23 protein-coding genes are annotated in these 25,478 nt (G+C 36.3%); 9 read left to right on the top strand and 14 right to left on the bottom strand.

What is annotated here, in order from left to right; genetic code table 11:
• The first annotated feature begins 93 nt into the window (after positions 1-93).
• Complete coding sequence (locus B8977_RS11485) at positions 94-3,333, top strand: T9SS type A sorting domain-containing protein (protein WP_084017861.1); 3,240 nt, start codon at positions 94-96, stop codon at positions 3,331-3,333.
• A 165-nt stretch (positions 3,334-3,498) separates the two neighbouring features.
• Entirely contained in the window at positions 3,499-5,130 is a 1,632-nt protein-coding gene (locus B8977_RS11480; protein WP_159447491.1) for a tetratricopeptide repeat protein, read from the top strand.
• A 46-nt stretch (positions 5,131-5,176) separates the two neighbouring features.
• Here the strand turns inward: B8977_RS11480 and B8977_RS11475 are convergent, their stop codons facing one another.
• The 4 genes from B8977_RS11475 to B8977_RS11460 all read right to left on the bottom strand — a co-directional run bounded on the left by B8977_RS11475 (position 5,177) and on the right by B8977_RS11460 (position 8,361).
• The gene (locus tag B8977_RS11475) at positions 5,177-6,160 is read right to left on the bottom strand and encodes an aldo/keto reductase (RefSeq protein WP_084017859.1); all 984 of its coding nucleotides are present in this window, start codon (positions 6,158-6,160) and stop codon (positions 5,177-5,179) included.
• Between the two features lie 73 nt (positions 6,161-6,233).
• Complete coding sequence (locus B8977_RS11470) at positions 6,234-7,187, bottom strand: aldo/keto reductase (protein ID WP_084017858.1); 954 nt, start codon at positions 7,185-7,187, stop codon at positions 6,234-6,236.
• A gap of 90 nt (positions 7,188-7,277) precedes the next feature.
• A complete protein-coding gene (locus B8977_RS11465) occupies positions 7,278-7,862 on the bottom strand; it encodes a GNAT family N-acetyltransferase (RefSeq protein ID WP_084017857.1) in 585 nt (194 codons plus the stop codon).
• A 1-nt stretch (position 7,863) separates the two neighbouring features.
• Positions 7,864-8,361, bottom strand: a complete 498-nt coding sequence (locus B8977_RS11460) for a metallophosphoesterase family protein (RefSeq protein ID WP_084017856.1) — start codon at positions 8,359-8,361, stop codon at positions 7,864-7,866.
• Between the two features lie 386 nt (positions 8,362-8,747).
• On the opposite strand from B8977_RS11460, the gene truA reads away from it, so the two are divergent.
• From truA to B8977_RS11430, 6 genes are all read left to right on the top strand, one after another.
• Entirely contained in the window at positions 8,748-9,494 is a 747-nt protein-coding gene (truA, locus tag B8977_RS11455) for a tRNA pseudouridine(38-40) synthase TruA (protein WP_084017855.1), read from the top strand.
• Entirely contained in the window at positions 9,487-11,235 is a 1,749-nt protein-coding gene (locus tag B8977_RS11450; protein WP_084017854.1) for an ABC transporter ATP-binding protein, read from the top strand. The genes truA and B8977_RS11450 overlap by 8 nt, the downstream gene beginning before the upstream one ends.
• A gap of 76 nt (positions 11,236-11,311) precedes the next feature.
• Positions 11,312-11,716 (top strand): hypothetical protein, encoded by a 405-nt coding sequence (locus B8977_RS11445; RefSeq protein ID WP_084017853.1) that lies wholly within the window; start codon positions 11,312-11,314, stop codon positions 11,714-11,716.
• Positions 11,717-11,813: 97 nt separating this feature from the next.
• Positions 11,814-12,173, top strand: coding sequence for a hypothetical protein (locus B8977_RS11440; RefSeq protein ID WP_084017852.1), 360 nt, complete (start codon positions 11,814-11,816; stop codon positions 12,171-12,173).
• Positions 12,174-12,281: 108 nt separating this feature from the next.
• Positions 12,282-13,301, top strand: coding sequence for a M28 family metallopeptidase (locus tag B8977_RS11435; RefSeq protein ID WP_084017851.1), 1,020 nt, complete (start codon positions 12,282-12,284; stop codon positions 13,299-13,301).
• A 115-nt stretch (positions 13,302-13,416) separates the two neighbouring features.
• A complete protein-coding gene (locus B8977_RS11430; RefSeq protein ID WP_084017850.1) occupies positions 13,417-14,796 on the top strand; it encodes a T9SS type A sorting domain-containing protein in 1,380 nt (459 codons plus the stop codon).
• Between the two features lie 110 nt (positions 14,797-14,906).
• On the opposite strand, the gene B8977_RS11425 is transcribed toward B8977_RS11430, so the two are convergent.
• Positions 14,907-15,296, bottom strand: a complete 390-nt coding sequence (locus B8977_RS11425) for a DoxX family protein (protein WP_084017849.1) — start codon at positions 15,294-15,296, stop codon at positions 14,907-14,909.
• Between the two features lie 142 nt (positions 15,297-15,438).
• Between B8977_RS11425 and B8977_RS11420 the strand changes: the two genes are divergently transcribed.
• Positions 15,439-16,431 (top strand): SDR family oxidoreductase, encoded by a 993-nt coding sequence (locus B8977_RS11420; protein WP_084017848.1) that lies wholly within the window; start codon positions 15,439-15,441, stop codon positions 16,429-16,431.
• On the opposite strand, the gene B8977_RS11415 is transcribed toward B8977_RS11420, so the two are convergent.
• The 9 genes from B8977_RS11415 to kbl all read right to left on the bottom strand — a co-directional run bounded on the left by B8977_RS11415 (position 16,432) and on the right by kbl (position 25,301).
• Positions 16,432-17,175, bottom strand: a complete 744-nt coding sequence (locus B8977_RS11415) for a LytR/AlgR family response regulator transcription factor (protein ID WP_084017847.1) — start codon at positions 17,173-17,175, stop codon at positions 16,432-16,434. It lies immediately after the preceding gene.
• A gap of 45 nt (positions 17,176-17,220) precedes the next feature.
• Positions 17,221-17,511, bottom strand: coding sequence for a 2TM domain-containing protein (locus B8977_RS11410; RefSeq protein ID WP_084017846.1), 291 nt, complete (start codon positions 17,509-17,511; stop codon positions 17,221-17,223).
• Positions 17,498-17,800 (bottom strand): hypothetical protein, encoded by a 303-nt coding sequence (locus B8977_RS11405; RefSeq protein ID WP_084017845.1) that lies wholly within the window; start codon positions 17,798-17,800, stop codon positions 17,498-17,500. The genes B8977_RS11410 and B8977_RS11405 overlap by 14 nt, the downstream gene beginning before the upstream one ends.
• A 4-nt stretch (positions 17,801-17,804) precedes the next feature.
• Positions 17,805-19,172, bottom strand: a complete 1,368-nt coding sequence (locus B8977_RS11400) for a histidine kinase (protein WP_084017844.1) — start codon at positions 19,170-19,172, stop codon at positions 17,805-17,807.
• Positions 19,173-19,193: 21 nt separating this feature from the next.
• Positions 19,194-19,838: a hypothetical protein gene (locus B8977_RS11395; RefSeq protein ID WP_084017843.1), complete on the bottom strand. Its 645-nt coding sequence runs from the start codon at positions 19,836-19,838 to the stop codon at positions 19,194-19,196.
• 127 nt (positions 19,839-19,965) lie between these two features.
• Positions 19,966-21,096 carry an MBL fold metallo-hydrolase gene (locus tag B8977_RS11390; RefSeq protein WP_084017842.1) on the bottom strand — a complete coding sequence of 377 codons (1,131 nt, stop codon included), beginning with the start codon at positions 21,094-21,096 and terminating at the stop codon, positions 19,966-19,968.
• 111 nt (positions 21,097-21,207) lie between these two features.
• Positions 21,208-22,098 carry a class A beta-lactamase, subclass A2 gene (gene bla, locus B8977_RS11385; protein ID WP_084017841.1) on the bottom strand — a complete coding sequence of 297 codons (891 nt, stop codon included), beginning with the start codon at positions 22,096-22,098 and terminating at the stop codon, positions 21,208-21,210.
• 6 nt (positions 22,099-22,104) lie between these two features.
• On the bottom strand, positions 22,105-23,643 hold the full coding sequence (locus B8977_RS11380; protein ID WP_084017840.1) for a serine hydrolase: 1,539 nt from the start codon (positions 23,641-23,643) through the stop codon (positions 22,105-22,107).
• A 461-nt stretch (positions 23,644-24,104) separates the two neighbouring features.
• Entirely contained in the window at positions 24,105-25,301 is a 1,197-nt protein-coding gene (gene kbl, locus B8977_RS11375; protein ID WP_084017884.1) for a glycine C-acetyltransferase, read from the bottom strand.
• Between the last annotated feature and the right edge of the window lie 177 nt (positions 25,302-25,478).

Genomic DNA, 25,478 nt, shown 5'->3' with positions numbered 1-25,478 from the left:
TCTGTCTATATCATGTTCAACTTTTTTTAACCTTAATTTGAACAAATCAATCAATTTTTGCCTCATTAACATTTTAATCAAAAAACATTAACAATGAGACAAATTTTACGAAACTGGCTATATGTAGCTATATTGTTTATAGGAAGTTGTTGCAGCTTTGCGCAATGCCCTGCGGGGAATGTCTTTCTCGACACGCAAGCAAGCGTTGATAATTTCATCATACAATATCCGAACTGTACAAGTATAGACGGATTGTTGAAAATTCAAGGCTTGAACAGCACCATTTCCAATTTTAATGGATTACAAAACATCACTCAGACCAAAGGACTTCATGTAGAATATACGGCTGCTACAAATTTAAATGGATTGCATAATATTACTGTAATCAACGGTGAGTTGAGGATTAATAATAACAATAACCTGACGGAATTGTCAGCATTGGAGGCTATTACTCAAACCGAAACTTTGCTTATTTCCTCAAATAATAATTTGACTGACATTGATGAACTTTCCAATCTGACCACCGTTACTTATTTTTTGGACATCAACCAAAATGATGATTTGGTTTCTTTGGAAGGACTTTCCGGATTGACTACGGTTGGGGATTTATTTAAATTGAGATTCAATAATGCTTTGACGAATCTTAGCGGACTTGAAAACTTGAACAAAGTAGGTTCACTTGTCATCGAGAACAATGCAGTCCTGACGAATCTAGATGCGTTTTCTGGATTGACTCAATTTACAGGTGCAATGAATCAGCCCGGACTATTGATTACCGGAAATTCATTACTTAACAGTTTGACAGGTCTGAGTAATCTGACCACCATTCACAACGGAAATATCAACATCTCATCGAACTCAGTTTTGAGTTCTTTGGAAGGTTTGGACAATATCAATCCAAATTCTATCTCAGGAGTTTACCTTCTTTCTTCACAATCTTTATCCACGTGCAGCGTGCCGAGCATCTGTGAATTTATAGATAATGGGGGTATGGCAATTGTTAGTGAAAATGCAGTAGGATGTAGATCTACAGGTGAAATCACTGCATTTTGTGGAGAACCCACTGAATGTCCGGCAGGAGATATAACATTTAACACCCAGACCGATTTGGAGATTTTTCAGTCGATATATCCAAATTGTACAGTGATTCATGGAGATTTAAACATAGTCGGCTGGTATTCAGACATTGAAAGCTTGACCCCATTGGAAAATATAGAATCTGTGTTGGGCGACTTAAACATCAACATGAATGTTTTGACAAATTTAGAAGGATTGAATTCACTAACCCAAATTGCAGGAGATTTGAAAATCATAGATAATCCAATGCTGACGAGTATCGAAGCATTGAGTTCACTGGAAAGCATCAATAACCACGCAATCATCATCCAAGCCAATACAGAATTGACAAGTTTGGCCGGATTGGAAAATATCGATCCGAATTCCATCAATCAAGTTGTTTTGGAATCTTCTCAGAATCTTTCAACCTGTAATGTTTTGAGCATTTGTACTTATTTATCATTTTTTGAAAGCAATTATACTATTTTGGGAAATGCCACAGGATGTAATTCTCAGGAGGAAATAATTGAGGCATGTGAAGAAATTTTACCGACTTGCCCAACAGGAGATTTGTCGTTTACGAATCAGGCTGAATTAGATCATTTTTTAGTACAGTATCCAAATTGTACAGTGCTTCCGGGCAATGTATATTTAGGTTATACCACAGCAGGACCATCTAGCATCAATGATTTAACACCTTTTCAAAACATCACAGAAATTACAGGGCATCTTCAAATCGAATGGACTTCATTACCCAGTTTAAATGGTTTAAGCAACCTGACCAAAATTGACGGAGCACTTGTAATTGACCGATTGGGCAGTTTAGAAGGTATCCAGAATTTAACTTCCGTAGAAAGTTTAGAGTTCCTGAATAACCCTGCGATTTTAACTTTGGAAGGATTGGAGAATTTGAGGAATATTAAAAGCCACTTATTTATTCAAGGAAGTAGTTTAACCTCTTTGAAAGGATTGGAAGGATTGACTGAAATTCCAATTGCATTGTCAATAAGTTCTAACCCTAATTTGATAAATCTTGAAGGGTTAAATAACATCACAAAAATTTCACATAACAACACAAGTGGAGAACTATATATATCAGGAAACGATTCACTTGAAAATTTTGAAGGGTTAAATAACCTGACCACGTTAGGATATGGTCAGTTACATGTAAGAGAAAATAATTCTTTGAAAAGTTTTGATGGTTTAGAAAATCTTACAACTATTGGAGGAACACTTCGTTTTGATTCTAATCCTGTATTAGAATCCATAGAAGCATTAAGCAATCTGACCCAGATAAATCTTTTTAATGGTCCGTATGTTCAGATCCATAACAACCCAATGCTGACAAGTATTTCTGCATTTCATAACATTACACGCCTAGGTTCATTATCCATTCAGGGAAATCATTCATTGACCAATTTAAATGGTTTAGAAAATGTAGTACGTCTTGACTATGCTGATGATCCTGCACCAGATGAATTTATAGGAACAAGTTTACAAATCAACGGTAACAATAATCTTGTATCTGTAGATGGACTCAGAAATTTGACTTTTGTAGGAAACAATTTCCATATCATGGGTAATCCTTTACTGACAAGTCTTCAACCATTCAGCAGCTTGGTAAAAGTAGGCTGTGATTTAAGGATCAATGGTAATTATGTCTTAACCAGTCTTCAAGGACTCGAAAACATAGAAGATATCGGGACGTATGTTCATTGCCCTGGCTCTTGGTTACAAATGAGCAATCATCCTTTAATTTTAAATGTAGATCCTTTGGAGAATTTAGTTGCGGCAAAACCGGTTGTCTATGATGTCCAAAACAATGCACAGCTTCAAAACTTGGATGGATTGGAAAATATTGCAGCCAATCAGATAGAATTTTTATGGATAAAAAATTCGCCAAATCTTGTTGTTTGTAACCAGACAAATATCTGCGAATACCTTTCTGACAATGGAGTAAATGATATTTCAGGGAATGCGGAAGGCTGTTCAAGCCCGGAAGAAATCATTGACATTTGCAGATTGAGCGTGGATGAAATCAATTCCATCGATGAAATCACACTTTATCCGGTTCCAACTAAAAATGTTTTGAATGTTTCAATCCAAAATGGAGCAGTTATCGAACATATTTTGATTTATGATTTGAATGGAAAATTGATTTATCAGTCAAATAATGATTCATCCAAATTTGATATTTCGCATTTGGCGAAGGGAACTTATTTGGTTTCTGTAAAGACTTCAAAAGGAGTTCACAATGAAAAAATCATCAAAAAATAAATTTTCTCAATAAGTTTAATTTTAAATGACAACAAGGGGCAAAATCAATTGCCCTTTGTTTTTTATCTTTAGCCCATGAAGGTTTGTAATTCTTTAATTGTCATTTTAATTTTTCTTGCTTCCAATTTGATTTTGGGGCAGGCGAACCAAAATGACACCAACATTTTGAAATCAAAAATTGAAGTTCTCTATAAAAATCAGGACATATTGGCTATCAACAAGATGATTCATGAGGACAATTCCCTCGAACCTGAATATGTATTTGAAAAATTAAATCGAAACATTGAAATTTCGCTGAAAAACAACAATGACAAAGACCTGGCTGACACTTACATTGTTCTTGGAAATTTCTGGCATCAACAAGCCAACAAACTCAAAGCTTTTGAAAACTACCTGCAGGCAGAAACTATCAGCCGTAGAATCAATGAAAAAAAACTGCTGGCGACAGCACTCATGAACAAATCTACCCTGCTCGACGATAAGCAGGAAAAAATCCAAACGCTTCAGGAAGCCTCGGAGATTTTTTCTGAGAAAAAAGATACTGTCAACCTTATCAAATCTTACCTCAACACCGGCGTGATTTACAGCCAGCTGTATGAAGAAGCTGATGACTCTGTTTACAGGCTTTCGCAAATTAATAATTTCAAAAAACTAGGATTTGAGTTTTATTCCAAAGCCGAAAAATTAAATCAGAAAATTGGAAATAAAGAACTTGAAGGCGTTTTATTTATTTATTATGGTGAATGGTACAAACATGAGCGGCAATTTGACAAAGCCATTGAATCTTTCCAAAAAGCGCAAAAAGTTTTGACAGAAACCAAGCACACAAAAGCACAAACTTATTGCTTTCTGATGCTGGCAAAAATTGCTTTTGAAATGAAGGAATTTAATCAGACACATACTTTACTCAAACAAGCAGAACAACTTGCAGAAAAGTATAAATTCAACGACTATCTGGTTAGAATTTATGATGAATATGTGAAACTTTATACTGAACAAAATGATCTCAACAAGGCTTTACTTTACAGTAAATTATATGCCGACAAATCTATTGAATTAGCAGAACAAAGCAATGACAATAAAATGCAGATTTTGAGCCTGGAAAAGAACATTGCAGAAAATCAGTTACAGTTGAACGAATACGAATCCGATTCTAAAATGAACCGATTTCTTCTTATTGTGAGTTTCTTGATTGCTGTATTTATAGGAGGAATTTCGTATTTGATTATCAAAAATAATCGCCGCAAGATTGACAGCATCGAACAAAATAAAATCATTACAGAACTCGAAAAATCAGCTATTGAAATCGAACTAAAAAACCAATTGCTGGAAGAAGAATTGCTCAAAGAAAAAGTGAAATATAGTCAAAATAACCTCATTACTTTTGCCAATCAAGTCACTAAAATAGATACATTTTTGGATGATTTGAAAACTGAAATGAAAGGCAATCTGACAACTGTAGAAAAACAAGAAAAAATAAATGACTTAAAAATTTCTTTTGCAGAAGTACTTAATAATCAAAATGAACTGAAACAAATCAATTCACTTTCATCAGAATTGAATCAAGAATTCTTTTTCCACATCCGCAAAAATTATCCCGCCATTACCAAAGAAGATGAACAGCTTCTCTCCTATTTAATCCTCAATTTGAGCAATAAAGAAATCAGTAAAAAATTGAACATTTCCATCAAAAGCCTTTACACCAAAAGGTACCGATTGCGTAAAAAATTAAATTTAGAAGAAAACGAAAAACTCCTTGATTTTTATAAAAAAGTAGTGGATGAATTTGTAGCATAAAAAAATCCCGCTAAATAAGCAGGATTCCATTTTATAAAATACTATTTTATATTTTTTCCAGTTCATCATTGATGAAGTTAATTTCCTCTTCCGACAATTCGAAATGCATGGCTTTGGCATTGGAAATGGATTGCTCAGCATTTCTGGCTCCGGCAAGTGCAACTGTAATTCCCGGACGATTAACCGTCCAGTTCAAAACCAATTGAGAAAGTGTTGCATTTTTTTCGTCTGCGATTGGTTTTATTTTTTGGAGAAATGCATTGGTTTTTGTAATGAATTCATCAGTAAAAAATTTATTCTGTGCACGGTGGTCTCCTTCCGCAAATTGATGTCCAGATTTCAGTTTACCAGTCAGCAGACCTCTTTCCATCGGGCTATAAGCCAAAATAGACTTTCCCTGAACCAAACAAAACGGTACAACTTCCTCTTCTATTTCTCTTTTTACCATGCTGTATGGCACCTGATTGGAAATGATATTACAAACTTTCTGTGCTTCTTCCATCTGCGACACATCGTAATTGCAAACACCTGCATACCGTACTTTTCCTTGCTCAATCAATGTTGCAACTGCTTCGAAAGTTTCTTCAATCGGCGTTGTACTATCAGGCCAATGAATCTGCAATAAATCAATGTAATCCGTTCCCAACCGTCTCAGACTTTGTTCACATTCGTAAATCACACTTTCCTTTCCGGCATATTTATAAACGTCAATATCTTTACCTGAATTGTCTTTGCTGTGCATGGCAAAATCTCCTTTAGGCAAATCCCAGCGCATTCCGAATTTGGTTAAAATCTGAACTTTATCGCGTGAATTTCCTTTGATTGCCTGCCCGACAATTTCTTCGCTCGTTCCTTGTCCATAAATCGGGGCAGTATCGATGGTGGTCACACCTTCTGCATAAGCTGCCTGAATGGCTTTGATGGCTTCATTTCTGTCGGTACTTCCCCACATCCATCCGCCCGCTGCCCAGGCACCAAATGCGATGACAGAAACTTCTAAATCTGAGCCTGCTAATTTTTCGTATTTCATTTTTATTTATTTAATTATTTAGTTTAATTCAAAAAGAAAATAAACTTTTGCCTTTCAGCTTTTGCCTTTTTATTTAATAAGCACTCGCCTGATTTAACCTCACAATGGCCGAATCATTTAAATCCAACAAAGGCGCTTTGATGATGGCTTCCAACTGGTTTAAACTCGTCGCACTTACAATCGGCGCGGTGATAGACGGACGGTGCAACAACCAAGCCAATGCCACAACGGCGGAAGTGGTTTTATACTCCATTGAAATTTCATCCAAAGCATCCAAAATTCTCAATCCTCTCGCATCCAAATACTGCTTCACGTCTTTTCCACGCTGGCTTTTATCCAAATCATCGTCATTTCTATATTTTCCTGTCAGAAATCCGCTCGCAAGTGAATAATAATTCAAAACACTCAAATTATTTTCCAATACAATCGGTTGAAAATTCTTTTCGTAATTCTCTCTGACATATAAATTATATTCCGGCTGCAAAGTTTGGTATTTCGGCAGACCTTGTTCTTTACTGGCTTTCAGAGATTCTTGCAATCGTTCAGCGGAAATATTGGAAGCACCAATCCAACGGATTTTTCCTTCTTTGATCAAATCCTGAAATGCAGAAAGCGTTTCCTCAACGGGCGTCACCCCATCATCATAATGCAATTGATACAAATCAATGTAATCAGTCTGCAAGCGCAAAAGTGAATTATCCACTTCTTCGATGATGTGTTTGCGCGTAGAATTGGCGTTGTCCATTGTTTTATTGCGCCCGCCAACTTTGGTTGCTAAAACAACTTTGTCACGGATTCTTCTCTTTTTGAGCCAATTTCCGATGATTCTTTCTGATTCTCCACCGTCATTCCCTTTGACCCAATATGAATAATTATTAGCTGTATCGATGAAATTAAATCCTGCTTCTACAAATGCATCGATGATTTCAAATGATTTTTCCTGATCGATTGTCCAACCAAAAACGTTTCCCCCGAAAGTGATCGGAGCTACCTGTAATTCTGTATTTCCTAATTGTCTTTTTTGCATTTCTGAAAAATTTTATTTTTTAAAGGTAAGAAAGACAAAGGAAGAATTCAGGTTTTTCGATTTCATTTTTCTATTGATTTATTTCATGGATTAATTATTTCTCAAAATAATCTGAACCTCATCTGATTGTTCAATTTCACTAAATGGAATTAATTCACTAGGTGGAATTTCATGCTCATTTAAATGTAGCTGCATCCAGCGTGTATGGTGCCATTCATTAAATTTAAATCCTGCTTTGTAAAATCTTCCTACATCATTAAATCTAAAGTTTTCATGAAATTTTTCGCTTTTAGTATTGGGAGAAGTGAGAATTGCATATACATTGATGTAACCTTGAATTTTGAGGATCTCAAACAATTTTTCATACAAAATCTTTGCGAATCCTTTTCCCTGAGCATTGTCTGATAAATATACACTCGCTTCGCAACACCATTGATAGGCAATCCTGTCTCGGTGTTTTGCTGCGTATGCATAACCTAAAATATCTCCCTCCAATTCTGCTACCAACCAAGGAAATTGTTTTGAAACGGTTTCGATTCTTTCTCTCCATTCTTCTAAATTCGGAACAGTATATTCAAAAGTGATGTTGGTATTTTCGATGTAAGGACGGTAAATTTCCAATACTTTTTCGGCATCAGAGATTTTAATCGGGCGAATGATGATTTCAGTTTTCATTTTAAACTCTTTTTCCTAATTCGATTACTTCCGGATTTTCAATTTTTCCGGAATTGATTTCAAAACGAATCATCGTCCTGATTTGATGAAATCCATAAATGCCGCAAGCACCAGGATTCATGTGCAGTAAGTTCAGTTTTTTGTCAGGCATTACTTTCAAAATGTGCGAATGTCCACAGATGAATAATTTTGGTGGATTTTCATAAATTTCCTCACGAATTGCCGGACTGTATTTTCCTGGATAACCACCGATGTGCGTCATCAAAACGTCTATTCCTTCGACTGTAAAACGATTATTTAATGGAAATTCTTTTCGGATTTCAGCATTGTCAATATTACCATAAACGGCTCTCAATTGAGTGGCTTTAGACAATTCATCAGTCACTTTCAAATCGCCAATGTCACCTGCATGCCATACTTCATCGGCTTTGGAAGCATATTCGAGAATTCGTTCATCTATATAACTGTGCGTATCGGAAAGTAAAAGAATTTTTGTCACAAATTTTAAATTATTATGTAAAACTATTCATTTTGAACTTATAAATTTAGACATGTGAAAACTTATAATCTTAAATATTTCTCATGAAAAAGACACGATGTGCCAATTTTGATAAAATTAAAAAATATTTTGAGTTTAAATTCAGCATATTTCAGCCTATTTCAGCTTTTATTCATGGTTTTATTCATGGTTTTATTCCTATATCTGTATGGGAGAGCATTTGGCAGGGTTCATGAAATTTCCTTTTTTAAGTGTCATCAATAATTAATATTGGATTTATAAATAACTTCTAAAATTTTAAAAGATATAGAGACAAAATCTTATAGATAGTTATTTATACTTTTAAACAATCTCTTCGTAAATTTGGCTCTTCAAAATTCAAAACATTGCGTTACTTTCTCGAATTCTCTTATAATGGACAAAACTATTTCGGTTGGCAAAGACAGCCCCGACAGATTTCTGTACAGGAAGTTCTTGAAAATGCACTTTCTACACTGCTCCGTCAGAAAATGGATTTGACAGGAGCTGGTCGCACCGACACCGGCGTTCATGCGCGCCAGATGTTTGCACATTTTGATTTTGAAGAAATTTTACCCGAAGATTTAATTCACAGGTTAAATTCATTTCTCGCAAAAGACATTACCGTTTATCATATTCATAAAGTAAAAGAAGATTCGCACGCCCGTTTTGATGCTACAGAAAGGACTTACAACTATTTCATTCAATGCGGAAAAGATCCATTCAATTTCGATTATACCTGGCAGATCCGCCACGATTTGGATATTGAGAAAATGAATGAAGCGGCAAAATCTCTGATCGGAAAACAAGATTTCAGTAGTTTCGCAAAAATCCATACCGACGTAAAAACCCACATTTGCGATGTGAAATTTGTCCAATGGGAAAGAGTGGGCAACGAATTGAAATTTACCATAACAGCCGACCGTTTCCTTAGAAACATGGTTCGCTCTGTAGTCGGCACACTCGTTGATGTCGGAAAAGGTAAAATTAATTTAGACGAATTTAATCATATAATCGCACAAAAAGACCGTAGCTTTGCAAGCGGTTCGGCACCTGCTCAAGGACTTTATTTGGTAGAGGTCGTTTATCCGAAAAGTACATTTATCAATGAGTGAATCCAAGTTTGATTATTCTGGTTTAAAGAGAGTTGTAAAGATTGGAATGAGTTACCGTGGCTTATTTACAGCTGTGGTAATCGTTGCTATTTTGAGTGCAATTGTTTCTACCTACAGACCTTATTTGATGAAGGACGCAATTGACCAATATATTTTATTGAAAGATTTACCGGGTCTGTTTCAATTTATATTTATAATTGTAGCAGTTTTAATTTTTGAAGTAATTCTTCAGTTCTTCGTCATATTTCTTGCAAATAAAATTGCACAACGTGTTATTAAATATTTACGCGTCAGGCTTTTCAACCATATTATCAGGTTCAAATTAGGTTATTTCGACCGAACGCCCAACGGTGTCTTGGTTACGCGTTCCGTTTCCGATATAGAAACCATTGCCGAGATTTTCAATAATGGAATCCTTACGCTGATGGTCGATGCTTTGCGGATTATTTTTATGATCAGCATTATGTATTACATGAACTGGTCGCTCGCAACGATTGTCATCCTTATCCTACCTTTGATGGTTGTGATTACCAATTTATTTCAGAAAGCATTGAAAAAAGTTTACCAGGCAGAACGAACTTTGACTGCGAAACTCAACACTTTCGTACAGGAAAGATTGACAGGAATTAACATCGTTCAGCTTTTTAATCGCCAAGCTGCTGAATTTGAAAATTTTAAAGTAATTAACAAAGAATTGCGTACTGCATTCCTCAAGACAAATGTTTATTTCGCATTGTTATTTCCGGTTGTAGATGTTGTTTCTGCGGTTGCTATCGGGCTTTTGCTTTGGTTTGGCGGATTGAGAACAGCACTGGAAGGTGATGTTTCTGTTGGAGAGATGATTGCATTTATCTCATATATAGGAATGCTTACGCAGCCCATGCGTCAAATTGCCGATAGATTCAACGCAATACAACGCGGATTGATCGGAGCCGATCGTGTATTCAAAATATTAGATGATGACCAAACTTTACCTAATAAAGGAAATGAATTCCTGAATGAAGTAAAAGGCGAAATCGATTTCAAAGATGTTCAGTTCTCTTACATTCCCGACAGCCCTGTTTTGAAAGGAATTTCATTTCATTCCGAACCTGGACAAAAAATCGCCATCGTAGGTGCAACCGGTGCAGGAAAATCTACAATCATCAATTTACTTAGCCGTTTTTACGACATCGATTCAGGAGATATTTTGATAGATGGCAAAAGCATATACTCTATGGAGTTGAAGAATCTGAGAAGCCATATCGCAGTGGTTTTACAAGATGTATTCTTATTCAATTCAACCATTTACGAAAATATTATTTTAGGAAAAACAAATATTTCACTTGAAGAAGTGCAGAAAGCTGCGAAAGATATCGGCATCCATGAATTCATCATGTCACTTCCCAAAGGTTATCATTCCGAAGTCAGCGAACGCGGCGGAACTTTATCTGTCGGTCAACGCCAGTTGATCTCGTTTTTGAGGGCATATGTTTACAATCCACAGATTTTGGTTTTGGACGAAGCAACGTCTTCCATTGATACAGAATCTGAATCTTTAATCCAAAACGCCACCGAAAAACTGACAGAAGGACGAACTTCCATCATCATCGCACACCGTTTGGCGACCATTCAAAATGCAGATCAAATCCTTGTGATGGATGACGGAAAAATCGTTGAACGCGGTACGCACAGTGAGCTTCTGAAGCAGGAAGGTTATTACAATAATCTATATGAAGTTCAGTTTCAAACCAATGAATAAATGTTGGCATGTTTTTTGAAATTTTAGGAATTTAATGAGTAATTTTGAAATCTATTAACAAAAAAAATTAAAAACGATGAAAAAAGTATTTTTAACTTTAGCAGTAGCAGGGTTGGTAACATTAACTTCTTGTGATAAAAAAGAAACTGATCCAGCAATAGAAACATCTACTGAAACAACAACTGAAACTGATGCACAAACTGAAGCTCCGGTTACAGAAACTAAAGCTACAGCATCTGTAGAAGTTCCAAAATTCAGCAATTCTGATGTACAAAAATTTGCTGATGAGTATGCTTCTTTCTCTGCAGAAATGATTGCTGCAGCAAATGCTGGTGACCAAGCTAAATTAACAGAGCTTCAAACAAAAGCTGTTGAATGGGCTCAAAAAGCAAACGAGTTTACACAAAAAATGACTCCGGAAGATGCTAAATTATGGGCAGAATGGTACCAAAAATTGGCTGCTGCTCAAGCTGGTCAATAATTTTTGATAAATTGAACACAAATAATAATCCTTCTCAAAAGAGAGGGATTTTTTATGTCTAAATTTTAAGTATTTTTGAATCAAATCGATTTGAAAAATGAAACAATTATTCAGCTTAACATTTATTTTAATCCTCTCCACTTTTTGTTTTGCACAAAATGATACGATTTCATCTGAAAAGAATGAAGTCAAAGAATTAACTCAAAAATCAGTCGTCGAAGTTCCAAGATTCAGCAATGCAGATGTTCAGAAATTTGCAGATGATTACAATCAATTCTATTATGAAATGATTGATGCTGCTAAAGCTGGCAATCAAACAAAAATGACAGATCTACAAACAAGAGCAGTTGAATGGGCACAAAGAAGTCAAGAAGTTACAATGAAAATGAGTCCGGAAGACATGGAAAAATGGGCAGAATGGGCGGGAAAATTAGCAACTTTTGCTGCTGGTCAATAATTTGATCTCATTTAAAAATCATAAATCCTATTCATTTCGAGCAGGATTTTTTTATATCTGATTTTTAAGTATTTTTGGATTAAATCATTATCCTAAAATATATTAAAGATGAGGTATTTACTTTTACTTGTTTTAATTGCGCTGAACATTCAGTGTTCACCACAAAAAAATCTCACCAAAGCCGACTATGACCAATCGCTCCCAAAATACATCAAAACCATAAAAGCTGACGAGCTGAGCAAACATCTTTACATTTTTGCTTCGGATGAATTTGAAGGACGCGATACGGGAGAACCCGGACAAAAGAAAGCAGCTGAATACCTGCGTGAATTCTACAAAAAACAAGGAATTATTTCTCCAAAAAGTGAATTGGTGAAGGATTATTTTCAGCACATTCCTGCAGGAGCTTATCCGAGAATTAAAAAAGATACCGAAAACGTTTTGGCGTTTATAGAAGGAAGTGAAAAACCTGAAGAGATTCTTGTAATTTCTGCGCATTATGACCATGTGGGAATGGAAAACGGAGAGATTTACAATGGTGCAGATGATGACGGCTCGGGAAATGTTGCGATTTTGGAAATTGCGGAAGCCTTCCAGCAAGCAATTAAGGATGGATTTAAACCGAAACGTTCTATATTGTTTTTACATGTTACGGCTGAGGAAATCGGGCTTTTGGGTTCGAAATACTACACGGACATACAGCCCATTTTTCCATTAGAGAATACAATTGCGAATTTAAATATTGATATGATCGGTCGCATAGATGATGCGCATTTGGAAAATATAAATTATGTTTATCTGATTGGTTCCGACAAATTGAGCACAGATTTACATAACCTTTCTGAAACGGTTAATAAAAAACATATCAATATGGATTTGGACTATACTTTCAATGATGAAAATGATCCGAACCGTTTTTATTATCGTTCCGATCATTACAATTTTGCAAAGAACAATGTTCCGATTATTTTTTATTTCAACGGTGTGCATGCGGACTACCACAAACCGACTGATACGCCCGATAAAATCGATTACAATTTGTTGGAAAAGCGTGCTCAACTGATTTTTGCGACAGCTTGGGAATTAGCAAATGGGGAAAACAGACCATTTGTTGATAAAGCGAAGTAAAAATTTGTTAACCTGATTTTTTTGATTTTGAATTCAATTTATTTGTTAATTTGTGGCGGATTAATTATTTATAATTAATTGATAACAAATACGCTAAAACAATAAAATTGATTACATGAAAAAATTTCTCCTATTATTTGGTTTGTTATTTATACTTCAAATCGAATTGAGTTTTGCTCAAACAGTCACAACATTACATAATTTCAATAATACTGATGGTGCTTTTGCAAGAGGAAATCAACTCATAAGTGATGGAAATTATTTTTATGGCATGACTACTTTTGGTGGAAGTCATAATGAAGGAACGATTTTCAAGATAAAAACAGATGGAACCGCATTTGAAAAATTGCATGATTTCAATGGAGAAAATGGTGCTGATTCTTATAGTTCGCTGACTTTGATTGGCGCACAACTTTTTGGAACCACAATGCATGGCGGTTCTATCAACAGAGGAGTATTATTCAGGATTAATACAGATGGGGCAAATTATACAAAAATGATTGATTTCACAGGGGGCAATGGAGATTTACCACATTCTACATTGGCTTTTGACGGTTCGTTCTTGTATGGCTCTACTTACAGCGGGGGTTATGCGGGTGGGGGTTGTATTTTTAAAGTAAGACCGGATGGAACTGATTTTACTATCATTCATAATTTCAATGGATCCAATACCATCAATGGCTCACAACCCAATGTAGATTTCCTGCTAAATACGGAAAGTGGCTACCTGTTTGGCGTTACATTTTTGGGAGGAGAACATAACAAAGGTGTCATTTATAAAATAAAGATGGATGGCTCTGACTTTGTTAAACTACATGATTTTGATGGTTTAAACGGTGATTACAGTAGTTCTCTCATGCTGCTCAATGGCTATTTATACGCAGCAACTCTGAGAGGCGGCGCAAATGAAAAAGGGATCATCTACAAAATCAAAACGGATGGTACAGACTTCACAAAATTACATGATTTTGAGCAACTTACAGGAGCTGAATGTTGGAGCAGATTAGATTTCAAAAACGATTTTCTATACGGAACAGCTATCAGCGGTGGTGCAGGAGGCGGTGGTCTTATTTTTAAAATAAAGACAGATGGAAGCGAATATTCAACTGTTTATAATTTTAACAATGAGAGTGGTATAAGTCCTTGGGGAGGAATGTATTTTGACGGAACGGATTTTTACGGTATAAATGAAGGCGGAGGAGTTCATGGTTATGGGACGATTTTCAAATTTGATCCGGATGGAATACTTGCTGTCAATGAAAATAATTTTTCAAATGAATTAAATCTATATCCAAATCCGGCAAAGGACAAATTAAATATAAGTCTGAAAAATTCTGAAGATGCAGAAATTTTGATTTATGATATGGCTGGAAAACTGGTAATGAAGAAAACTGTAAAGGGTAACTCTACTCTAAAATTAAATATTAGCCATCTAAAAAAAGGTGTTTACCTCGTTAAGTCTGCTAGTAAGTCTGTGAAGTTTATAAAGGAATAAAGTTACTTTTGGAATCTTATTTCATTATTTTTTGACTTAAATTAATGTATTCTTTGAATCAAATATTGATTTTTTTTTAATGAAAGTAGTTGTTTAAATAAGGTCTATAACTATTTATTATCTGTAGCTTTAATAGCCCAAGCCATCAACAAAGGCTGCATGAACAAACGTGCTAATCTTTTGTTGTCTGAATCTAACCCAAAGGCATCTTTCCTGTTGAGATATTGAGAAATGTTTCCTGGAAAAACAGCGGCAAAAAATCCTGCTGCGATTTTTCCAACTTTGGTTTCTGCGTGTTTTTCTGAAATAATCAAACTTGTACCCAAAGCTATTTCTACCAACCCCGAATAAACAACCGTATCATCTTTTTTCAAAGGCGTCCAATCGGGAACTTGTGCCTGAAACTCTTTGCGTGCAAAAGTGAGGTGCCCTATGCCCGCTGTAATCAGAATTCCTCCTAAAGTATATTTTGCGATTTTCTTGATTTTTGAATGATTCATAACTGTATTTTAATATGTTTTAAACAAGAATGGTTCCGTTTTGTGAAAATTAAATTTCGATTTAAATAAGAAAAATACAAGGATGGTATATTCTTTGGATTTCTGAAAAAGGAAAAATTCTAATAATAAAAAATCATTTGCTATGGAAAATTACGATGAATTTTATAGTTTGAAAGGAAAAACAGTAGTCATCACAGGGGCGTCGAGCGGAGTTGGGAAAGCAACGGCTGAAGCTTTTGCGTTGGAAGGATGCAATGTGGTATTGGCAGCTCGTGGAAAAGAAGCTTTGGACGAAGCTGCAAGCGATTGCCGAAAATTAGGTGCCATCGCCCTGAGCGTTCCCACCGATGTTTCGGATGCGACGCAAGTTCAAAATCTCACCAATGAGGCTTTGCAATTGACGGGACGAATTGATATCTGGGTAAATAATGCGGGTGTGATGGCAAGTGGGAAATTTGAAGAAATCCCAATCGATACCACCGAACAAGTCATCAAAACTAACCTAATTGGTTATATCAATTGTGCGCACTCTGTTTTGCCAATTTTCAAAAAACAAAAGGAAGGTGCCTTGCTTAATAACGTTTCCATTGGAGGCTACATTCCTGCGCCATATAGTTCCGCTTATTCAGCCACGAAATTTGGGATTCGCGGGATGATTGAAGGATTGAGAGCAGAAGTTTCGAATTATCCCAACATCCATATTTCGGCGCTTTATCCTGGGTTGCAGAGGTCAACCGGAAATATGCATTCGTCTAAATATTCAGGGTTGGATTTCAAGATTTCTCCTTTGGCAGCAGACCCGAAAGTGATGGCAGACGCGATGGTGAGAACGGCTAAAAAACCTAAGAAAAATGTTTATCCAAATCTGAGTTCCTGGCCATTGATTAAAATTTACAGATTGTTTCCGGGATTCATCGGCGCAACTGCGGCAGCTGGAATGAGATTGATGATGAAGAAAAATACTGAAACCGACACAGACGGAAATGTTTTACGTCCATCACAAGGTCCGATGCAGATTTACGGTGAGACTTCATTGCCGGTCCCATCTGAGAAAACGAAGAAGCTAATGCTGATTGGCGCTGCGTTTGTCGCAGGATTTACAATTGTAAACATGGCAAGAAAATGCAGGAAATAGTTATTTCTCGAGCCATGTCTTGAAATCATTGACGCGTTCGCGCGAAACGATTAATTCTTCCTCCACGTTTTTGACGAATAAATTGTAACGGCTTCCGGAATGTGTCGCTATATTTTCAATGAAACGAAGATTGACGATTGCATTTCGGCTGATGCGGAAGAAATCATTAGGATTTAATTGAGATTCTAAATCGTTCAAAGTTTGCTCAATCGGGTATTCCCGGTTTTCATGACAGAGGTAAGTTCCTTTATTTTTAGAATAAAAACAACTGATGTTTTCCGTATCGATGGTTTTGAGATTACTCCCGATTTTTACCAGAAAACGTTCGCGGTATTTGTTCTCAAAATTATTAACTAATAATGATTTCAACTGAAAAGCATCCCATAAGACCGGCGTACTTTTTTCATTGAATTTTGCAATTGCACGTTTTAAATCTATTTCATTAATTGGCTTAAGTAAATAATCTATCGAATTGAATTTAAATGCCTTTAATGCATATTCATCATAAGCAGTTGTAAAGATAATCGAACTTTTTGGCTGAACCTGCTCAAAGATTTCAAAGCTGATCCCGTCACCCAATTGAATATCAAGAAAAATCAAATCAGGCTCCGGATTTTCCTTAAACCACTGCACTGCTTCTTTGACACTGTGCAACATGACAATCGGTTCGATTCCCTGATTTTGAAGCATACGAAGCAAGTATCGCGCTGCCGGTTTTTCGTCTTCTATGATAATGGATTTCATTTTTGTCGTTTTGCAAAATTGGATTTTGAGTTTCAAACTTCGAAGTTAAAGATTAAATTTTCTTCGTTTTTCAAGTTCTTTATGGATTTGCTTGTCTTTCCATGAATTGTTATTAAAAAAGCCAAAAACACCAATCCCATGAAAGGCTAATCCGATCCCCCAACCTACCATCGGCCATATCGCCCAGAAATATCCGCCGCTTCTAACGCTTAAGAAGACGAAGTAGCCATTTACTAAAATATATGCTGCCAAGTGTACATAAAATCCTAATCGTTCTTCTACGGCTTTCTTTGCCGCTAAATATTCTTCAGTTGAATAATTTTTATTGTTTTCCATGATTTTGTTGTTTTGAAGTTGAATTTAATTCTCTCTTTTTCATTTCTCTGAAAATCATTTTGCTTTTTAATGGAAAAGAAAATGCAATAACGGCCATCCAAATCATACTGAACGTCATCAAAATCCATGAATAATATGCCCAGTCATAACTACCGTCTTTCAAATCGATATAATGCAAATACCCTGTCATCACTACATATACAAAGAGAATTAAGTAAAAATTATGCCTGCCTCTGATAGATTCTTCCAATTCAGAGTATTGCTTTAAGTAATCTTCATTTGATTTCATAATATCAATTATTTACATTGTCAAAAAATCTATCTCTCTCATTCTTTCTCCGCTCCAATTCTTTCTGAACCTGACGGTCTTTCCATGATGAAGAATTGAACATTCCAAATACTTCAATCGCATGAAACGCAATACCAATTCCCCACCCCATCAATGGCCAATAAGCCCAGTCGTAGGAACCATCTTTCAGGTCGAGAAAATGCAGAAATGAGTTGATAATCACATAACTCGCAAGATTCCAATAGAACCCCTGCAACTCTTCCACGCGCTTTTTAGCGGCTTTAATTTCTTCTTCTGTATAATTTTGAATGATTTCCATAGTTGTAATTTTTTCGTTTAACAATGGTAATTTAACGATGAATTCATCATCTGTTTGCTGAATTTCTACTTTTTTACGTGTAAAGGTTTTGTAACGTTCAATGATGTTCTTCAAGCCTTTACCAGTACTTCTATATAATTGATTTTTAATTTGTAAATTATTTTTAATCAATAAATAATCATATTCTATATAAACTTTTACTTTCAATATTTCATCTGAAGAAATCCGGTTGTGTTTGATGCAGTTTTCCAATAAAATCTGGAGAGAAAGGGGCACAATCTGAAAGTTCGGATTAAAATCTTCCACCACTTCGAATTCCAATCCATCCTCAAATCTTTTCTGCACTAGATTCATATAAGTCCGGCTAAAATCAATTTCTTCTCGAAGCGAAACCAGTGATTTGTCATTTTGCTCCAAAACATAACGGTAAACCGACGAAAGCTCACTTACAAATTCCTGTGCTTTGTCCTGATTTTCAGAAATCAATCCGTTCAAAACATTTAAACTATTGAACAAAAAATGCGGGCCTATCTGTGATTTCAAAGATTCATGTTCAGTCGAAATCTGGACAATTTTCTGCGTCTGCTCTTTCAGTTTATTTGCCTGAAACTGCTGAATGAAAGAAAAAGCGTGAAACGTAACGGAAATCGTCGCAGCAATCCAAATCAATTGCTGAAAAGACTCTACAGACTTCACAGACAAAAGCCAGTCTTGTATTTCGTTCCAGTTGTTTCCATTGATAAAAAGCATGATGATGTACAAAATACTTCCGGCGATAATCGTTGTGATGATGCTGAAGAAAACACCTGCCAATAAACGCTTCAAGAATACTTTCCAATCATTGCCTTCAAATTTCTCACGAACCAACAATGAAACCGGAGCATTTGCCAGATACAATCCATAAGTGAAAAACGCAGTCCACCCCAAGTTACTAAAAACATCATTCCACGTCGGAATTTCACTTGTATTAATTATATAAATAACTAAAAACAATGTGTTGATTATCAAAACCAAAAAAGTAGAATACCTTAGATGTATGAGTATCTTTTTCATTTCAGTTCAAATGAATGATTGTTATTTTTTACAAGTTGAATTCAGGATTTCATCTACTTGTTCTTCTCCCCATTTAGGTTCGAAATTTTCTTTCTTCTCAGATGAAAAAAGTGTTTTTGCTTTTTCGATTTGCGGACAATAATCCTTTGGATCTTTTCCCCAAAATTCTGCGCCGCCCATATTGTACTGCGCCAAAAGATACATTGCACGCGGATTGTTTGGATTTAATTTCAAAGCATCGTCATAGTCTTTGATAATCGCTCCTGAAAGAGACATTCCATAAGTCATCGGGTCTTTAGCCACTTTTACCGTGCGAAATAAACCTCTCAAAGTCAAGACTTCAGATTTGTCAATGTTTTTCATGTTTTCCAAATTAGCATACAAACTTTCCAATTCGTCAACTTGTTTCAGCGCTTTATCTTTATCCAAAGAGAAAGCATTTAAAGTTCTGATAAACATGGAATAATACAAAGGCAGCCATTTTTCAGTTTCAACTTTTGAAATTCTATCGAAATGCTGTGCCGCTTTTTCCATGTCGTCTTTGGTTTCAGATTCGCCGAATTTGGTCAAAGCTTTTCCCATTTCGGTTTCGTACTTGGATTGTGCGTTGGATGGAATTAAAATCCCTGCCAAAACAACTGTGATAATAAAGATTAAATTTTGCATAGTAACTTGTTTTTAGATTATAGAACAAAATTCGTCTATGCATTAAATGTATCAAAAAAGTTTTGGATGAATTGCAGAAATTTAGGGATGAGTTGTAACGAAGCTCAAATTTCGCTTGAGAAAGAAATTATTTCAATCCGCCCCACCATTCTTTGTAGCTGTAAATAGAATCATTCAAATGAATCGGTTCACCGATCATCGGCGTAAGCAAAGGCATATTTTTCTTTTGGGCTTCTGCGGTGACTCTCACCATCGGTTCGTTCCATGGGTGATTTCCTAATTTGAATTTGGAATTGTGCACCGGCATCAAACGTTTTGCGTTCAAGTCTTTTGCGGCTTTCACAACCTCTTCCGGTAACAAATGAATATATTTCCACTTTACATCGTATTGCCCATCTTCCAAAAGCACCAAATCAAAAGGACCATGTTTCTCACCGATTTCTTTGAAATGCGTATCATAACCGGAATCGCCTCCCAAAAACAATTTGATATTTCTCGTTTCTAAAATGAATGAAAGCCAAAGTGTATTGTTTCTTTTGAGTGTTCGTCCTGAAAAATGACGTGCCGGGACGGTATAAATCGTAGTTGAATCATACAAATTCACAGATTCATTCCAATCCAATTCAGTTATAATTTCCGGTTTGTAACCCCAATATTCCAAATGCGAACCCACGCCCAAACCCGTTACTACTTTCTTCACTTTTGGAATAATTGCTTTAACCGTTGAATAATCCAAATGGTCGTAATGGTCGTGTGTAATCAACAAATAATCAATTTCAGGAATATCATCCGTCAGGCAGATATCACTTCCCGGAAAAGCTTTGGTGGTTCCGGAAATTGGCGAAGCATTTCCACTGAAAACAGGATCTATCAAATATTTTTTCCCTTCTAATTGAATGAAATAAGACGAATGACCAAACCAAATCAAAATATTATCTTCCGGTTTTAAATTATTCCAATCCACTTTTACCGAAGGGATCGAGTCCAAAGGCGAAGTATTCGGATATTTGGTAAACAAAAAATCCCAAAGAACACCGCTCATTGTATAACCTTCCGCCAAAGAAGGTGTCAGATTCAGATTTTGGAAAGCACCATCTTTATAGTTTTTTGATTTTTTAATTCTTTCCAGACGTTCGCCGGATGGTGCTTTTCCGAATTGCGGCTGTTGCATGTAGAAATACACTCCTGCAACAATTGCGAGGACAAGGACGATGATTGTGATGAACATTCGTTTGAGGATTTTGGTTATTTTTTTCAATTTATTTCTGTTTAATTAAATCGCATAAGTTTTCGATACACATCGCACTCGAACTGACGATTCATTCCAAATCAGGAACAAATATATTTCACAAATGAATAGTTTAACAATTTATTTTTGAGTAGTAAAATAATTATAAGTTGCTTTTGCTATATCTGCCAATATTTTTTCAGTAACTTCTCTTTCTTCCATAATTTCAGTCAGATAAATCGACAAGATGTAATGTTTTCCGTTGGGTAATTTCACAATTCCAATATTATTCATTGCCACGCGCAATCCCGCTTTGTTTGTATTGGAAATTCCGGTTCGGTGCGCGAGTTCCGTACCTTCAGGCAATCCGGCTTTCATCCAAGTCAGCCCGCGAGAAGTTTCGACCATGATTTGGTACAAGTATTTTGTTGTTTTCTTTTTCAGAATTTCTCCTTTATAAAATTTCTCTAATAATTCAGTACTGGCTAAAGGAGATGTAGTGTTCAAATATAAATTATCCCAATTGGACATTTCCTCCTCATTGACTTTGATTGTGAAATCTTTAATTCCTTGTAAATTGATGAATTTTTGGACGGTTTCAGTTCCTCCTATTAACCTCAAAAGGATATCGCAACCGTTGTTATCGCTATGCGAAACGGTGTAACGCAACAATTGGTCTAATGTCAATTCCATATTTCCTTGGGGAAATTCCTCGCGAATCGGACTCCAAGTATCAGAAAGTAATTCTTCTTTTTTGACGAAAATTTTCTGATTGAGTTTTAATTTTCCTTTATCGACTTCGTTCAAAACAGCAAGCGCAATGTGAAATTTAAAAACACTCATCATCGGCATCGATAAATTTCCATTGACACTCAATGTATCTTTGACTTCAATTCCTTTGATGGAAATTCCGGCAGTTAAATTCTTGGATGAAATGAGTTGATTTATCTCATTTCTTAAATTATCAATGGTTTGTGCATTGGAACTTAAACTGATTGATAAAATAAAAACGAACAGGAATATTGATCTCATTTGAAGTTAATTTTTACTAAAATCCAAATCCTGAAAATCATAACTGAAATCGGTCAGCGGAGAAATCGTTTCCATTTTCAATCCTGAGACTTTACCATCTTTCATTTGAACAAAAACAAAAGCGTCAGCATGCAAATATGCATTGTCCCATTTCACAGCATAAGTATTGTCTTTGTAATAAAACATATCGCCTGAAAGTTGCGGTGAACGTTTGGAAACGAAACGTAATTTTCCTTTGTTTTCTGAAATCGTAATTTCACCGAACCAGTTGTCTTTGTAAGTTCCGATGATATTTTTGGCATCTGGTGATTTTGATTTTTTATTTTTCTCAACAGTTTGCCAAACTTCGTCGGTGATTTTATCGGCTTCTTCCCCTCTTTTTGAAATCAATTCGTCATATTCTTTTACCCAATCTTTTTCGGGCAAACCTAAATAATGATCTTTAATTGTATTGGAAACTGCCATGAAGGCTGCACCTTCTTGTTGGTTCGTTAATACTATAACTCCTAAATTCAATTGTGGATACATTACAATTTGGGTTACAATTCCTTCGAGTCCACCGGTGTGTGAAACTTCCAGTTTCCCTGCGACATCCTGCAATTGAAAACCTAACCCGTACGCTCGGAATAGTGAGTTATAAGGTGGTTTTGTAGCGATAGGCATCAAGGTTTGGGGTTTGGTCATTTCTCGGATTTGGGCTTCTGAAATGATTTGATGGTCGTTATGTTTTCCTTTGTTTAAATTTAATAAAACCCATTTCGACAAATCATCAATATTAGAATAAATCCCTGCGGCGGCATCGAAAATGGGGTTGGTATAGCGATCGATTACTTTTAATTCCCCATCTATGGGAACGTGTGGCGCGATGGCGTTGGATTTATCTTTGAGCAAATCCCAGTTAGGAGCGGTTCGGTCCATCTGTAATGGATTAAGAATTCTTTCTTGGATGAATTTCGTCCAGGTTTTGCCGGAAATTCTTTCTATGACAACGCCTGCGATGATATATAATAAATTGTCGTAATCATATTTGGAACGGAAGTCTGAAACGGGTTTCAAATATTGGATGTTTTTAATAATATCTGTGGGGGTGAAATTGTGCCCATCGGGCCAAACCATCAAATCGCCTGCTCCTAAACCTAATCCGCTGCGGTGGGTTACCAAATCACGAATGGTGAATTCCTGCGTTACATAATCGTTGTACATTTTGAACTCTGGGATGAATTGGATGACTTTGTCGTCCCATTTCATTTTTCCTTCATCTACCAAAATGGCGATGGCGGCAGTGGTAAATGCTTTGGAGTTGGATGCAATACCGAAATTGGTGGAGGAATTTACTTTTGCGCCAGTGGTAATGTCAGCGATTCCATATCCTTTTGCGAGGATTATTTTCCCGTCGTGAATGATGCCGACTGCGATGCCGGGAACGTTGAAGGCTTTTAGGGTTTGATTGACTAAATCATCTACTTTTTTCTCAGGGATTTCTTGGGAGAATGATATTGTACAAAGTAGAATTGTAAAAATCAACAAGTATTTTTTAATATTCATTTGATGATGAATTTTGGATGTTAAATTTTAAATGAGTTATTTCTCAAATTTGTTTTTGAAATTGATTCAAATTAAAGGATTTTTTGTGAGAATAGAGGTTTGAAATTCGGAATTTGAAGCCTGTAGTTTTAATAGTCCGTGCCGATAGTTTAATTCATCTGTGTAGATGATACCTTCTTTGAAATATAGGTATGCGCCCGTGATGTGCAGGGCGGCGGTGTGCGAGCCGGTGCGAGCGTGAGCGAGTACGGAACCCCGGAGCAGCGCGAGATGGCGCCCAAGTTTCTCAGGAATTTTAGAAGACAAAAGTAAAAGGCAGAAGGTTAGAGTGGAGAATTTATGATTTGACTTGTCGAGCTTACGTTTCTGTTTTAGAATTTAGGAATAAAAAACCTTGTCAAGGTTTGGAGCCTTGACAAGGCTGAGATTAGAAATTTATAATTCAAAACTTAATTATAAGATTAAATCACTCCCAACTCCTTCCCTACTTTGGTAAAACCTGCGATAGCTTTGTCGAGTTGTTCTTGCGAATGGGCTGCGGAAAGCTGTACGCGGATACGTGCTTTTTCGCGAGGAACGACGGGGAAGAAAAATCCGATGACATAGATGCCTTCGTTTAGTAGTTTTTCTGCCATGGCTTGCGCAAGCTTGGCGTCATAGAGCATAACCGGTACAATGGCTGCGTCTCCGTCAGGGATGTCGAATCCGGCGGCTTTCATTTCTTTTCTAAAATATTCTGCATTTCGCATGACTTTGTCGCGAAGTGAGGTATCGGCTTCTAGCATGTCAAAAACCTGCAATGCTGCACCTACAATTCCGGGAGCCAATGAGTTTGAAAATAAATAAGGTCGGGATTTCTGGCGAAGCATTTCGATGACTTCTTTTTTGGCTGATGTGAATCCGCCCATGGCACCTCCCATTGCTTTTCCGAGGGTTGATGTGATGATGTCAACGCGTCCCATGACGTCGTTGTGTTCGTGGGTTCCGCGGCCTGTTTTTCCGATAAATCCTGTAGCATGGCTATCATCTACCATAACGAGTGCGCCGTATTTGTCGGCCAAATCACAAACGCCTTTGAGGTCGGCAACGATGCCGTCCATACTGAAAACGCCGTCGGTAACTATGATGGTGAATCGGTGGTTTTTCTGAGCGGCTGCTTTTAATTGTTCCTCCAAATCATACATGTTGTTGTTTCGGTAACGGTAGCGTGCGGCTTTACATAAGCGTACTCCATCAATGATGGATGCATGGTTCAATTCGTCTGAAATGATTGCGTCTTCTTCAGTGAACAATGGTTCAAAAACTCCTCCGTTGGCATCAAATGCTGCGGCATATAATATAGTGTCTTCCATGCCTAGGAATTTGGAAATCCTGGCTTCGAGTTCTTTGTGGATGTCTTGTGTACCGCAGATGAAACGCACGGATGACATTCCGTATCCGCGATCGTCGAGCATTTTTTGGGATGCTTTGATGACGTCTTCATTATCTGATAATCCTAAATAATTGTTGGCACAGAAATTTAATAATCGGCTTCCGTTTTCTAATGTGATTTCTGCTGCTTGCGGCGAAGCGATGATTCGTTCTTTTTTGAAAAGTCCTTGGTAATCTAAGTCTTGTAGCTGGGTAGCTAAGTGCTGCTGGAATTTTTCGCTGTACATATTTTTGTTTGTTTCTGGTTTTTCGTTTTGCAAGATTCGAAGTTCGAAATTCGCTTTAAAAAGATCCCAACAAATATAGAATTTTTGGATGGATGTTGGAGGATGGAAAATTTAATTTGAATTTTAAATTAAGTTAGTTAAAGGATTTATCTATTTTAGCCGAAATGAAAATTTAAA

Source organism: Moheibacter sediminis, assembly GCF_900176425.1.
Classification (GTDB): Bacteria; Bacteroidota; Bacteroidia; order Flavobacteriales; family Weeksellaceae; genus Moheibacter; species Moheibacter sediminis.
This window is presented reverse-complemented; position numbering and strand designations above follow the sequence as displayed.